11 protein-coding genes are annotated in these 13,500 nt (G+C 71.5%); 7 read left to right on the forward strand and 4 right to left on the reverse strand.

All coding sequences use genetic code 11. The annotated features are described in order from the left end of the window. The first annotated feature begins 32 nt into the window (after positions 1-32). The 5 genes from ACEN9V_RS12880 (at position 33) to ACEN9V_RS12900 (ending at position 3,986) form a co-directional block, all read left to right on the forward strand. Positions 33-293 (forward strand): type II toxin-antitoxin system Phd/YefM family antitoxin, encoded by a 261-nt coding sequence (locus ACEN9V_RS12880; RefSeq protein ID WP_413600651.1) that lies wholly within the window; start codon positions 33-35, stop codon positions 291-293. A gap of 17 nt (positions 294-310) precedes the next feature. After that, positions 311-550: a type II toxin-antitoxin system RelE family toxin gene (locus tag ACEN9V_RS12885; RefSeq protein WP_413600652.1), complete on the forward strand. Its 240-nt coding sequence runs from the start codon at positions 311-313 to the stop codon at positions 548-550. A gap of 151 nt (positions 551-701) precedes the next feature. Next, positions 702-1,511 (forward strand): alpha/beta fold hydrolase, encoded by an 810-nt coding sequence (locus tag ACEN9V_RS12890; protein ID WP_413600653.1) that lies wholly within the window; start codon positions 702-704, stop codon positions 1,509-1,511. Positions 1,512-1,531: 20 nt separating this feature from the next. After that, positions 1,532-2,407, forward strand: coding sequence for a hypothetical protein (locus tag ACEN9V_RS12895; protein WP_413600654.1), 876 nt, complete (start codon positions 1,532-1,534; stop codon positions 2,405-2,407). A 103-nt stretch (positions 2,408-2,510) separates the two neighbouring features. Continuing rightward, positions 2,511-3,986 (forward strand): APC family permease, encoded by a 1,476-nt coding sequence (locus ACEN9V_RS12900; protein ID WP_413600655.1) that lies wholly within the window; start codon positions 2,511-2,513, stop codon positions 3,984-3,986. A gap of 135 nt (positions 3,987-4,121) precedes the next feature. On the opposite strand, the gene ACEN9V_RS12905 is transcribed toward ACEN9V_RS12900, so the two are convergent. Further along, a complete protein-coding gene (locus tag ACEN9V_RS12905; RefSeq protein ID WP_413600656.1) occupies positions 4,122-4,952 on the reverse strand; it encodes a LysE/ArgO family amino acid transporter in 831 nt (276 codons plus the stop codon). 68 nt (positions 4,953-5,020) lie between these two features. On the opposite strand from ACEN9V_RS12905, the gene ACEN9V_RS12910 reads away from it, so the two are divergent. Beyond that, positions 5,021-5,941, forward strand: coding sequence for a LysR family transcriptional regulator ArgP (locus ACEN9V_RS12910; protein WP_413600657.1), 921 nt, complete (start codon positions 5,021-5,023; stop codon positions 5,939-5,941). Between the two features lie 4 nt (positions 5,942-5,945). On the opposite strand, the gene ACEN9V_RS12915 is transcribed toward ACEN9V_RS12910, so the two are convergent. Continuing rightward, complete coding sequence (locus tag ACEN9V_RS12915; RefSeq protein ID WP_281266081.1) at positions 5,946-6,491, reverse strand: TetR/AcrR family transcriptional regulator; 546 nt, start codon at positions 6,489-6,491, stop codon at positions 5,946-5,948. Positions 6,492-6,608: 117 nt separating this feature from the next. On the opposite strand from ACEN9V_RS12915, the gene ACEN9V_RS12920 reads away from it, so the two are divergent. Then, a complete protein-coding gene (locus tag ACEN9V_RS12920; RefSeq protein WP_413600658.1) occupies positions 6,609-7,646 on the forward strand; it encodes an aldo/keto reductase in 1,038 nt (345 codons plus the stop codon). A 368-nt stretch (positions 7,647-8,014) separates the two neighbouring features. On the opposite strand, the gene ACEN9V_RS12925 is transcribed toward ACEN9V_RS12920, so the two are convergent. Further along, on the reverse strand, positions 8,015-8,794 hold the full coding sequence (locus ACEN9V_RS12925) for a DNA-formamidopyrimidine glycosylase family protein (protein WP_413600659.1): 780 nt from the start codon (positions 8,792-8,794) through the stop codon (positions 8,015-8,017). Further along, a complete protein-coding gene (locus ACEN9V_RS12930) occupies positions 8,787-13,478 on the reverse strand; it encodes an ATP-dependent helicase (protein ID WP_413600660.1) in 4,692 nt (1,563 codons plus the stop codon). Before ACEN9V_RS12930 ends, ACEN9V_RS12925 begins: the two co-directional genes overlap by 8 nt. Positions 13,479-13,500: the final 22 nt, after the last annotated feature.

Raw genomic sequence — 13,500 nt, forward strand, 5'->3', positions numbered from 1 at the left:
TTGACTTGTACAAAACGCTCTAGAATGTACGAGTGAGCGAAGTGTCGATCTCCGAAGCACGCACCCGCCTGGCGTCGATCATCGATGACGCCCGACATGAACCCGTGTACCTGACGCGGCGCAACAAGCGGGTCGCCGCTGTCGTCGACGCGAACATCCTCGACCGGTTGCTCGAAGCCGCCGAAGACCTCGACGACATCGTGGCCTACGACGCCGCGATGGCCGAGAACGCGCGCATCGGCGGCGAGAACGTGAAGTGGGACGACCTCAAGCGAGAACTCGGACTCGGGTGACGTACACGGTCGAGGTGATGCCGGCCGCGCGACGTGTCATCAGGAAACTCCCGCCCGATGGACGTCGTCGGATCGAGGCGCTCCTCGCGATCCTGGCTGAGCACCCGCGCCCGCCTGCCGCACGCAAGTTGACCAACCGGCCGGGGTGGCGGGTACGTGCCGGCGACTACCGGTTGATCTACCAGATCGACGACGGTCGACTGGTCGTCGTCGTGGTGGATGCCGGGCACCGACGCGAGGTCTACCGGGACCGCTGAGGCACCCCGGTTCCGTTCCGGATCGGAACTGTCTGCCCCCGGAAGGTGGGATGTTGCAACGGTCACCATTGCTGCGACACTGCAGACAACCGACTCGCACGGTCCACCCGAGGACCCGACGCAGCGCCGTCGACACACCTCCGAGGACTCCATGCACGCATCAGTCGACCGCACGGTCGTCTCCACCGACGGCACCCGCATCGCGGTGTCCGACGCCGGCTCCGGTCCGGCGGTGGTGGTCGTGGGGGGAGCCTTCGGCCACCGCGGTACCCCCTTCGTCGAAGAGGTCGTGCAGGGACTCGCGGTCGAGCGCCGTGTGGTCACCTACGACCGGCGCGGTCGAGGCGACAGCGGCGACACCGACCCGTGGTCGATCGAGCGCGAGGTCGACGACCTCCGTGCCGTCGTCGACTCGGTGGAGGGGCCTGTCACCGTCGTCGCCGTGTGCGTCGGCGCCGGTGTCGTCCTGCACGCCCTCGCCACCGGGCTGCCGGTGGAGGCCGCCGTGCTCTGGGAGCCGCCGTACCGTGCGACCGTCGACCCGCACGCGGACGACGTCGTCTTCGCCGACAGCCTGGACGAGCACGTCGCGGCCGGCCGACGAGCAGCTGCTGTCCGGGCGTTCCTCGCGCAGGTGCTCGGGCTCCCGATGGGGCAGGTCAGCGCCTACCGCCTGCGACCGGCGCTCTGGCGCACCTTCCTCGCCGACGCGCACGTGCTCGCCCGCGACGTCCGGATGCTGAACGGCCTCGCGATCCCGGAACGGACGCTGTCCGCCGTCGGGGTCCCGATCGTCGTCGGATCCGGTACCGACAGCGCCGGCTGGCTCGGCCTCGCCGCCAGGGCCACCGCCGACGCCATCCCGGGATCGGAACTCGTCGTGGTTCCCGGGCAGGACCACTCGCCGGACGCCGCCACGCTCCAGGGGCTCCTCACCCGGGTCGGGGCACTGCAACGCTGAACGTGGGGGAGGATGGTCGGGTGAGCGCACCACGACTCGGACTCCTGCTGGACGTCGACGGCCCCATCGCCAGTCCCGTCTCCCGCACCATCGCGATCCCCAGCATCGTCGACGACCTGGTCGCGCTCGCCGCAGCGGGTATCCCCGTGGTGTTCAACACCGGCCGCAGCGATGCCTTCATCCGTGAGCAGGTCGTGAAGCCCCTGCTCGCCGGCGGCCTCGCGCCGGGCGGTCGGGTGCACGCGGTGTGCGAGAAGGGTGCCGTGTGGTGCTCGATCGGCCCGCAGTTCGAGGACGGCATGGGTGACATCACGGTCGCCGAGGACCTCGCGCTGCCCCGCGATTACGCGGACGAGATGCGCGAGCTCGTCAGGAGCGACTACGCCGACCTGGTCTTCTTCGACGAGACGAAGCGGGCGATGGTGTCCATCGAGCAGCGCGTCGAGATCCCGAACGCCACGTACCTCGCCCGACAGCCGGAGTTCGACGAGCGGGCGATGGCCGCACTCCAGCGCCGTGGACTCGGGGTCCGCCGACTCGACGACGTCCGTCCGGCGGCCGACGGCTCCGTGCAGTGGCGCATCGACCCGACGATCATCTCCACCGACGTCGAGGCCGACCGCAGCGGCAAGGACATGGGAGCCGAGCGTTCCCTCCAGCTCCTGGCCGAGGACGGCGACCTGCCGCTCGCGTGGCGCACGATGGGCGACTCGCGCAGCGACTACGCGATGGCGGACTGGCTGCACGCGAACGGCCACGAGGTGGCGCACGTCGACGTCCGTCCGTCCGACGGTGTCCCTGCGACGCCGTACCCCGTGCTGACCGCACCCGACGGCGTGATCCACGACGAGGCGGGAGCCCGCTACCTGTCGGACTGGCGTCGCGCGGCGGACTGACACCGAGCCTCCAGGCCGGACAGGCCGACGCACGCTTTGCGTGCCGGGGTGGTACACCAGTACCCTTCCGGGGTCCACCGCCAGCCGATGACGGGATCCACCCATGGCAACGAAGCTCCGCACGAAGTCGATCGAGGCCTCCCTCGCCGACTCCGAAGAACAGGGGCGGTCGCTCAAGCGATCGTTGAAGACCTTCGACATCGCGGCCATGGGCATCGCGGTCGCGGTCGGTGCCGGGATCTTCTCCGTCGGCGCGAACGCCGCGGCGAACTTCGCCGGACCCGGCGTCATCATCTCGTTCCTCCTCGCCGCCGTCACGTGTGGCCTGGCGATCATGTGCTACGCCGAGTTCGCCTCGACGATCCCCGTCGCCGGTTCCGCGTACACGTTCACCTACGCCACGATGGGCGAGCTCCTGGCGTGGATCGTCGGCTGGGACCTGATCCTCGAGACGCTGACCGCCAGCGCCGTGATCGCGAAGTACTGGGGCATCTACCTGAGCCAGGCGTTCGAGGTGTTCGGTGTCAACCTGCCGAGCACGATCGCCCTCGGGCCGATCGGCTTCACGTGGGGGCCGGTCCTGATCGTCGGCATCTTCACCGTGCTGCTCGCGTTCGGCACCCGGCTGTCCTCGCGCGTCTCGGCCGTCATCACGATCATCAAGGTCGCGATCGTCGTGTTCGTCATCGTCGTCGGTGCGTTCTTCGTCAAGGCGGCCAACTTCACCCCGTTCATCCCACCGGCCCAGCCGACGAAGGGCCAGGAGGGCAGCGTCTGGACCCAGTCGCTCGTCTCGTGGTTCACCGGCTCCGAGCCCGCGCAGTACGGCGTCTTCGGGCTGCTCGCCGCGGCGTCGCTGGTGTTCTTCGCGTTCATCGGCTTCGACGTCGTCGCCACCAGCGCCGAGGAGACCGAGAACCCGCAGAAGACCCTGCCGCGCGGCATCTTCATCGGGCTCGGCATCGTGACGCTGCTGTACGTCGGCGTCAGCGTCGTGATCACGGGCATGGTGTCGTACAAGCAGCTCGCATCGGCCGACTCGCCGTCGCTCGTCACCGCGTTCGACCTCGTCGGGCTCCCGTGGGCCGCCGGCATCATCGCGATCGGGTCGCTCATCGGCCTCACCACGGTGGTCATGGTGCTGCTCCTCGGCCTGTCGCGCATCGTGTTCTCGATGAGCCGCGACGGGCTCCTGCCCCGCTGGTTCTCGGTCACGAACCCGAAGACGCAGACCCCGGTCCGGGTGCAGGTCGTCGCGGGCGTCGTCGTCGCGGTGCTCGCCGGGTTCACGGCGGTGGACAAGCTCGAGGGCATGATCAACATCGGCACGCTGTCCGCGTTCGTGCTCGTGTCGATCGGTATCGTCGTGCTGCGTCGCTCGCGGCCGGATGCACCGCGATCCTTCCGCGTGCCGTGGTCGCCCGTGCTGCCGATCCTGTCCGCGGTGCTGTGCTTCTGGCTGATGCTCAACCTCGAGGTCGAGACCTGGCTGCGCTTCGTGATCTGGCTCGCGATCGGGTTCATCGTCTACTTCGGGTACAGCCGTCGGCACAGCCGGGTGGGCCGCGGGCTGCAGTAGTCACGTCAGGGCGGCCGCGCCCGAACGGACGCACGGCGCCGATCGCTCCCGCACAACCGGAAGCAGTCCGCGCCACGATGTTCCGTGGCACGGACTGCTTCCGGTTGTGCGAACGGCCAGTGGACCCCGCGTGCGTCAGGCGCCGACGAGCAGCGCGACGCCGAACGCCAGCATCACGAGGGCGACCACCGCGTCGAACACGCGCCAGGTGATGGGCTTCGCGAAGAGCGGGCGCAGCAGCCGCCCGCCGAACCCGAGCGCTCCGAACCACAGGCAGCTCGCGGCGACGGCGCCGATCGTCCACCACCAGCGGTCGTCCACACCCTGCTGGTTCGCGACGGATCCGAGGAACACGAGCGTGTCGAGGTAGACGTGCGGGTTCGCCCACGTGAAGACGAGCATGGTCAGGACCGCGGCACGCAGGGTGGGTGCTGTCCGTCCGGCTCGTCCGGCTTGGTCCGCTCCGTCCGTCCCGTCCGCGGATGCATCGCGCCCCGCCACGACCGTCGCGCCCGCACGTGCCGGGGCGCGATGTCCATCAGCGGGCGCCATCACGGCGGACCCCGCCCCCGACGCCGACCCCGACCCCGCCCCCGACGCCGACCCCGACCCCGACCCCGACCCCACGGGGACCCCGTCGTCCGAGGCTCCGACCCGGATCGCATCCCCGGACGGCCGCACCGCCCGACGCGCGGCCAGCGCGCCGTAGGTCAGCAGGAACGCCGCACCCACGAACCGGATCACGACGAGCGCCACCGGGAACCGCTCGACCACCGCGCCCACGCCGAGCACCCCCGCGAGGATGAGCACCGCGTCGGACACCGCACACACGACGACCGCTGCCACCACCACCCGGAGTCGCGCACTCACGGCGAGCCGGAGCAGGTACGTGTTCTGCACGCCGATCGCCACGATGAGCGCGAGCCCGGTACCGAGGCCGGAGAGAGCGGGGAGGAGTGCGGTCACACGACGACCGTACGGACGCGGAGTCGTGTAGTACAGCTCACGTTCCTGATGCACCGTAAGCTCTGCTCATGCTGCGCCTCCACCGCGACCACCTCGAGACGCTGCTCGCCGCGGTCGACCTCGGGACCTTCGACGCTGCCGCCCGGGCGCTGGCGATCACGCCCTCCGCGGTGTCGCAGCGGATCAAGGCGATGGAGCAGCTCGTCGGCCGGGTGCTGGTGCAGCGCACGACGCCGATCGTCCCGACCGCCGACGGCGCCGTGGTGCTCCGCCATGCGAGACAGGTCCGGCTCCTCGACGAGGAGACCGCCCGTTCCCTCGGCACCGGCGGCGGTGCCGACGACGGCGGGATCCCGTCGATCCCGCTCGCGGTCAACGCCGACTCCCTCGGCACGTGGTTCCTCGACGCTCTCGCCCTGGTCCGGGCGGACACCGAGGTCGTGTTCGACCTGCACCGCGAGGACCAGGACCGCACGGCCGAACTGCTGCGAGCCGGGACGGTGATGGCCGCGGTCACGGCAGAGGCCGAGCCCGTCCAGGGGTGCTCGTCGGTCCTGCTCGGGATCGATCGGTACCGCGCCGTGGCATCGCCGGACTTCGTCACGAGGTACCTCGACGGTGCGGACACCGAACGGCGGATGCTGCAGCGGCTCGATCGTGTCCCGCTCGTCGACTACGACCACGACGACGACCTGCAGCAGGGCTTCCTGCGCCGTGTCGTCGGCCACGCGCCCCGGGCACCGCGACACTTCGTGCCGACCTCGGCGGACTTCGCACGGGCCGTGACGCTCGGCTTCGGATGGGGGCTGTTGCCCGAGGCCCAGTGTCTCGACGCCCTCGCGCAGGGGTCGCTCGTGGAACTCACCCCGGGGCGTCGGGCGGACGTCGCGCTGTGGTGGCAGCGCTGGAACCTGGCCTCGCCCCTGCTGGACCGGGTCACCGACGCCGTGCGCTCGACCGCCGCGTCACGCCTGCACCCGGGGCGCTGAGGCCTCAGACTGTCGCGCGGTAGCGCAGTCCGTCCACCAGGAGTCCGACCATCAGCTGGCTCTGCTCCGGTGTCGGTGCGCCGTGGCAGAGGTTCGCGACGGCGTGCAGGAGCTGGCGTGCGTCGACGTCGGCGCGGATCGTGCCGGCTGCCGCGGCGGCGTCGAGCAGCCCGGTGAGCGCGTCGCCGAGTCGCCCGAGGAAGTAGTCCGGCAGGGCCTCGAACGCAGGGTCCCCGGAGTGGAGCGCCGAGGCGAGCCCGCGCTTCGTTGCGACGAACTCGGTGAACCGCTGGAGCCACCGGGCGAGTGCCTCGTCCGGTGCGTACTCGGCCGCGAGCGTCGGGGCAGCGTCCGCGCAGGCGTCGACCGCGCGCTGGAACACGGCGACGACCAGGTCGGAACGCTGGGGGAAGTGCCGGTAGAGCGTGCCGACGCCGACTCCAGCGCGGTCCGCGATCACCTTCGCGGGTGCGTCGACCCCGTCCGTCGCGAACACGGCCTTCGCGGCGTCGGTCAACGCGTCGAGGTTGCGTCGGGCATCGGCGCGCACAGAGTTCTCCTGACAGCTTGCATAAACGGAAAGCTATTCCGTATAGTTCCGGAAGAGCGTTCCAGTTCGGTCCACGATACGGCACGGACGCACGGGGCGCCATCGACAGGAGGAACCATGCAGTACCGCACCCTCGGCAAGACCGGGATCCAGGTCAGCCCCTTCGCACTCGGTGCGATGATGCTCGGCACCGACGGCCGGATCGGCAACGGCGACGAGCAGGACTCCATCCGCATCGTCCACCGTGCGCTCGACGCCGGGATCAACATCATCGACACGGCCGACCGCTACTCACAGGGCGGCTCCGAGGAACTCGTCGGCAAGGCGCTCAAGGGCCGTCGCGACGACGTCGTCCTCGCCACGAAGTTCCACGGTCCGATGGGCGACGACCCGAACCGCCGCGGCAACTCCCGCCGGTGGATCATGCGCGCCGTCGAGGACTCGCTCCGCCGCCTGCAGACCGACCACATTGACCTCTACCAGGCGCACCGCCCGGACGACACGGTCGACATCGAGGAGACGCTGTCCGCCCTGACCGACCTGGTCCGGAGCGGCAAGGTCCGCGCGATCGGCAGCTCCGACTTCCCCGCGTCGATGCAGGTCGAGGCGCAGTGGACGTCCGAGCGTCGCGGCCTCGAGCGCTTCCGTACGGAGCAGCCGACCTACTCGATCCTCAACCGCGGCATCGAGCGCGAGGTCCTCCCCACCGCCGAGCGCTACGGCATGGGCACCCTGGTGTGGAGTCCCCTCGCCGGGGGCATGCTCACCGGCCGTTTCCGGAAGGGCCAGGAGAGCGACCTCGCGCGCGTCGGGATGTTCCGGCACAACCAGGACGAACGACGCATCGACGCCGTCGAGCAGGTCGTCGCCCTGTCCGAGGAGACCGGCATCCCGATGACCCACCTCGCGATGGCGTTCGCGATCGCGCACCCTGGTGTGACGAGCGCGCTCATCGGACCGCGATCGATGGAGCAGCTCGACGACCTGCTCGCCGGTGCCGACGTGGCGCTCTCGGACGAGGTCCTCGACCGCATCGACGCGATCGTCCCGCCGGGCACCGACGTCGGTCGCCTCGACCAGCAGTACAACCCGCCGGCCGTCCTGCAGCCGACGCTCCGTCGTCGCTCGCTCCGGGATCGCTCCGCGTCCGCTTGACGCGCGTCCGCAACGAGCGACGGCGTCGGTGTCGTACGACAGCGAGCCTGTCGCAAGGACGCGCGTGCAACCGTTGCGTCCGCAAGCAACGACAGCGTCGCTGTCGTACGACAACGAGCCTGTCGTTCTGGGTCGAGTCGGGTCGAGTCGGGTGGGCGGGCTCGCGTCTGCCGGACGGGAGGCTCGGCTTGCGTCCGGCACCGAGCCTCCCGTCCGGCGCCCTGCGCGACCAGTGCCCGGTGCGCGCCGCTCGGACCGTTGCGTCCGCAACGAGCGACAGCGTCGCTGTCGTACGACACCGAGCCTGTCGTTCCGAGTCGGCCCGTCGGCCCCCGCGACTCAGGTTCGGCAGCGCCGCTCCACCCTGCTCAGGTCTGGCAGCGCGGGCACCAGTACGTGTCGCGCAGGGTGAGCTCGGAATCGCCGAGCTCCCCGGCGCGGATCGGCGTCCGGCACCGCAGACAGGGCTTGCCGCGGCGGTTGTACACCCAGAACCGCGACCCCGGCCGATCGACGCCGGTCGTCACCCGCGCGCTGCGATCACGGTTCATCACGATGAGCCGGCGTGCCAGGTCGATCATCCGCGCCGTGTCGTGCACCTCGCCGACGGGGCGCGTCGGCAGCACCCCGCGGAGGAAGCAGAGCTCGTTCCGGTAGACGTTGCCGAGCCCCGCGAGCACGCGCTGGTCGAGCAGCGCGAGTCCGACCGGGCGTGCCGGATCGGCGGTGAGGTTCTCCTCCGCGAGTCCGGCGTCCCAGTCGGGCCCGAGCAGGTCGGGTCCGAGGTACCCGACGATCTCGGACTCCTGGTCGCGTGGGACGACCTCGAGGACACCGAGCGCGAAGCCGACCGTCGACACGTCGTCCGCGTCGAGGATCGCCCGGGCCTGGTGCGCCGGTCGACGCCAGCGGTCGCCGGGGGCGTAGACGTCCCACCGCCCCTCCATCTTGAGGTGCGAGTGCACGGTCAGGTCACCGATGCGGTGCAGGATGTGCTTCCCGCGCGGGACCACCTCGTCGACGGTGCGCCCGACGAGGTCGAGCGTGGCGAACGCCGGCACCCGGAAGTCACTGCGCGTCAGGACCTTGCCGGCGAGCGCGGTGTGCAGTCGACCGGCGGCACGGAAGACGGTGTCACCCTCAGGCACGGAGCCGGACCCCCTGCGGTGTCGCCGTGAACCCTGCGGCGCGGAGTGCCTCGCCGAGCGGGGCCTCGAGCACGAAGACGCCGTCGACCCGCTCGACGGAGAGCTTGCCGAGACCGCTCCGCACCGCGCCCGCGACGGCGGTGGCAGCTGCGGCGAGGTCGGCCGGGTCCTCGGTGAAGGTCAGTACGGACTTGCCGCCGCGCTCGACGTAGACCGCGAGTTCCCCGTCGATGAGCACGACGAGCGCACCCGCCTTGCGACCGGGGCGGTGCCCGCGGGACCTCGGCTCGGCCGTCGTCGCGACGGGTCCGTCCTCGGGATCCGCTTCGGTCGGCCACGGCAGCGCCGCCCCGTACGGGTTCGCGGGGTCGGTCGCTGCCAGCACCAGGGCCGTCCGTGCGCGGTCCGGGTTCGCGCGTTCGTCGTCGTCGGGGTCCCTGGCGAACGTGCGGAGCCGGTCGACCGTCGGGCTCGTCGCGAACTGCGCTGCCCCGAGCCCCTCGATGAAGTACCCGCGCCGTGCACGACCCGACTCCTCGAAGCGCGAGAGCACCCGGTACACGCCGGCGAACCCGCCGCGGACGCCCTCGACCTGCACGGCGCCGCGGGTCACGACGCCGTACCGTTCGAGCAGCTGCTCCGCGGTCGCCGCTGCCCGCACGGTCGCGTCCGCCTCGGCCAGGGGCAGGAGCGACCACCGGCCGCCGACACTGGGCGGCCCGGACTGCGACGGCATCGTCGGACGCCGACGCCCGCGGTACGCCCTGGTCCGCGGCGCTGTACTCGACCGGGCCTTGCCGCCGAGCATCGCGCGGAGCGGGGCGAACGTGTCGTTCGTGATCTGCCCGGCCCACACGAGGTCCCACAGCGCGGTCGTGAGCGCCTGGTCGTCGGTGCTGCCGACGGCCTGCCCGAGCTGCCGGAAGAAGTACGCGCCACCGCCGGCGAGGGCGCCGAGCACATCGCGCTGCAGTTCGGTCGTCTCGTCACCAGCCGGCTCGGCGAGGGTGGTCGGCGCCGTGTCGGCGAGGTGGAGGCGGACCCAGCCGTCGTTCCCGGGCAGGGTGCCGCCACCGGACCACAGGACCTCTCCCGTGGCGGTGAGCTCGTCGAGCATGCTCGGGGCGTAGTCGGAGACCCGAGCGGGCAGCACCAGGGACTCCCAGGCACTGGCGGGCAGGGCGACCCCGGCGAGCTGGTCGACGACCTGCAGCACGCCGTCGATCCCGCGCAGGCCCCCGCGGACGCCTGGTGTCTGGACGTGCTGCCACGCGGGCAAGAACCGGCCGAGGGTGTCCGGGGAGACTGGTTCGACCTCGTGCCGGAGCGCCGCGAGCGACCGTGTGCGGATGCGCCGCAGGACCTCGGCATCGCACCACTCGGCGCCCTGACGGTCCGGGCGGAACTCGCCCTCCACCAGGCGCCGGTCCGCGACGAGCCGACGCAGGGTGTCCTGGACGACGGCGACGCCGAGCCCGAGCCGCGTCGCGGCGTCCTGCGCGGCGAAGGGGCCGTGCGACCGGGCGTACCGGCCGACGAGGTCACCGAGGGGATCGGCCACGGGCTCGATGAAGGCGGTGGGGACGCCGATGGGCAGCGGGACACCGAGGGCGTCGCGGAGCCGGGCGGCGTCCTCGATGACGGCCCAACGTGTGGACCCCGCGTGCGAGAACGACAGCACGCGGCGATCGCGTTCGAGCGATTCGAGGGTCGTCCGGACGGTCGCCCGAGCCGCGTCGCGGTCGTCCGAGGAAGCCACCCAGCTGCGGTCGACGGCCTCGTCGAGGTCGAGCGCGCCCACGAGTCGGAGCACGTCGACCAGCCCCTCGGCGTCGCGTGCTCGACGGTCGGGGGAGAGCCGCTGCAGGTCCTGCTCGGTGGAGGCGATGACGGCCGGGTCGAGGAGCTCGCGGAGCTCGGCCCGCCCGAGCAGCTCCCCGAGCAGTGTCGAGTCGAGCGACAGGGCTGCCGCGCGACGCTCGGCGAGCGGGGTGTCGCCCTCGTACATGAAGGCAGCGACGTACCCGAACAGCAGCGACCGGGCGAAGGGCGACGGCTGCTCGGTCTCGCTCTCGACCAGGCGGATCTTCCGGCGGGCGATCTCGTCCGCGATGCCGAGCAGGGACGGCACGTCGTAGACGTCCTGCAGGACTTCGCGCACGGTCTCGAGCACGATCGGGAACGACGGGTACTTCTGTGCGACCTCGAGCAGCTGCGATGCCCGCTGCCGTTGCTGCCACAGCGGCGAACGCTGGCCCGGGTTGCGGCGCGGGAGCAGCAGCGCACGTGCGGCACACTCGCGGAATCGCGCGGCGAACAGTGCAGAGCCGCCGACCTCGTCGGTGACGAGCGCTTCGAGGTCGTCCCGCTCGAACACGAACAGGTCCGCGCCCGGCGGCTCGGCATCCGTCTCGGGGATCCGAACGACGATGCCGTCGTCCGCCGCCATCGCGTCGCCGTCGATGCCGTGGCGTTCGCGGAGGCGTGCTGCGACGGCCAGGGCCCACGGGGCGTGCACCTGCATGCCGTACGGCGAGTGCAGGATGAGCCGCCAGTCGCCGAGTTCGTCACGGAACCGCTCGACGACGAGCGTGGTGTCGTTCGGGACGTGACCGGTGGTCTCGCGCTGTTCGCGGAGGAACGTCAGCAGGTTGGTGATCGCGCGCTCGTCGAGCCCACCGGCGGCGACGCGGGCGCGGGCATCCGCGTCGGAGGCGCCCTCGACCTCTCGGATGAAGGCGCCGGTCGCACGTCCGAGCTCGGCTGGCCGGCCGATGCCGTCGCCCTTCCAGAACGGGACCCGCCCCGGCTGCCCGAACGCCGGACTGACGATCACCCGGTCGTGGGTGATCTCCTCGATGCGCCAGCTCGTGGCCCCGAGCGCGAAGACGTCCCCGACACGGGACTCGTAGACCATCTCCTCGTCGAGCTCGCCGACGCGGGACGCCCGCTCCCCGACCATGAACACGCCGAACATGCCGCGGTCCGGGATGGTGCCGCCGCTCGTCACCGCGAGTCGCTGGGCACCTGGCCGACCGGTCAGCGTGCCGTGCACCCGGTCCCAGACCAGGCGCGGGCGGAGCTCGGCGAACTCGTCACTCGGGTACCGGCCGGTGATCAGGTCGAGCGTGGCTTCGAACGCCGAGCGCGGCAGGCCGCTGAACGGCGCGCTGCGGCGGACGAGCTCGAACCAGTGCTCGACGTCGAGGGTGTCGACGGACCCGGCGGCGACGGTGTGCTGCGCGAGGACGTCGAGCGGGTTCGCGGGCACGGAGATCGACTCGATCTGCCCCGACACCATGCGCTCGACCGTGACCGCGCTGTGCACGAGGTCCGCCCGGTGCTTCGGGAACAGCACCCCTCGGGAGATCTCGCCCACCTGGTGCCCGGCTCGACCGACGCGCTGCAGTCCGCTGGCGACCGACGGCGGTGCCTCGACCTGGACGACGAGGTCGACCTCGCCCATGTCGATGCCGAGTTCGAGTGAGCTGGTGGCGACCACGCACCGGAGTCGTCCGGACTTCAGGTCGTCCTCGATGATGGCGCGCTGGTCCTTGGACACGGAGCCGTGGTGCGCGCGTGCCAGGACGGGCACCGACGGGTCGGATCCGCCGCCGTCGGTCTGCCCGGACTGACCGATCACCTGAGCGGGCGGACGCTTCGGCTGGGCGACCGGCGCGTGCGCCGAAGCTCGGGCCGGTGACTGCGGCCGGGAAGCCCCCGCAGCCACGAGCGCAGCGTCGTCGGCAGATGCACCGAGCACCCGTTCCTCGTGGATCTCGTTGAGCCGCGCGGTCAACCGCTCGGCGAGCCGCCGGGAGTTCGCGAACACGATCGTCGACCGGTGTTCCTCGATCAGGTCGACCACGCGTTCTTCGACGTGCGGCCAGATCGACCCGTTCGTCGGGGCGTCCGACGCGTCGGCTCCGACCGGGGGCGCCCCGAGCTCGGACATGTCGTCGACGGGCACGACCACCCGCAGGTCGAACGTCTTCTGCGCGGGCGGCGCGATGATCTCCACCGGAGCGCGTCCGCCGAGGAACCGGGCGACCTCTTCGGCCGGGCGCACCGTGGCCGACAGGCCGATCCGCTGCACCGGCTTGTCGAGCAGGTCGTCGAGCCGTTCGAGGGACACCGCGAGGTGCGCCCCGCGCTTGGTGGAGGCGACGGCGTGGACCTCGTCGACGATGACGGTGTCGACGTTCACCAGGGTCTCGCGCGCCTGCGACGTCAGCATCAGGTACAGCGACTCCGGCGTCGTGATGAGGATGTCCGGCGGCTGCCGCAGGAGCTTCTGCCGGTCGGACGACGGCGTGTCCCCGCTCCGGACGCCCACCGTGACGTCCGGTGGTTCGAGCCCGAGGCGACGAGCGGTCTGCGTGATGCCGACGAGCGGACTGCGGAGGTTCCGCTCGACGTCGACACCCAGGGCCTTCAGCGGGGAGACGTAGAGCACCCGTGTGCGCTGCTTGGCCGGCGGGTGCTCCGTCGAGCTGATCAGTCGGTCGATCGACCACAGGAACGACGCCAACGTCTTGCCGGACCCGGTCGGCGCCACCACGAGCGCGTGCCGGCCGGTCGAGATCGCGTCCCACGCGCCGGACTGCGCCGCGGTGGGGGCGGAGAACGCGCCACGGAACCACTCCGCGGTCGCGGGGGAGAAGCGCTCGAGCACGTCCGTCATGGTCCGTCCCATCCTGCCCGCG

Source organism: Curtobacterium sp. Curtsp57 (assembly GCF_047324335.1).
In the GTDB taxonomy this organism is placed as follows: Bacteria; Actinomycetota; Actinomycetes; order Actinomycetales; family Microbacteriaceae; genus Curtobacterium.

Coding starts and splice junctions, on each gene's coding strand:
- ACEN9V_RS12900 (WP_413600655.1), top strand. CDS start 2,511: ATGGCAACGAAGCTCCGCACGAAGTCGATCGAGGCCTCCCTCGCCGAC.
- ACEN9V_RS12920 (WP_413600658.1), top strand. CDS start 6,609: ATGCAGTACCGCACCCTCGGCAAGACCGGGATCCAGGTCAGCCCCTTC.
- ACEN9V_RS12910 (WP_413600657.1), top strand. CDS start 5,021: ATGCTGCGCCTCCACCGCGACCACCTCGAGACGCTGCTCGCCGCGGTC.
- ACEN9V_RS12930 (WP_413600660.1), bottom strand. CDS start 13,478: ATGACGGACGTGCTCGAGCGCTTCTCCCCCGCGACCGCGGAGTGGTTC.
- ACEN9V_RS12885 (WP_413600652.1), top strand. CDS start 311: ATGCCGGCCGCGCGACGTGTCATCAGGAAACTCCCGCCCGATGGACGT.
- ACEN9V_RS12890 (WP_413600653.1), top strand. CDS start 702: ATGCACGCATCAGTCGACCGCACGGTCGTCTCCACCGACGGCACCCGC.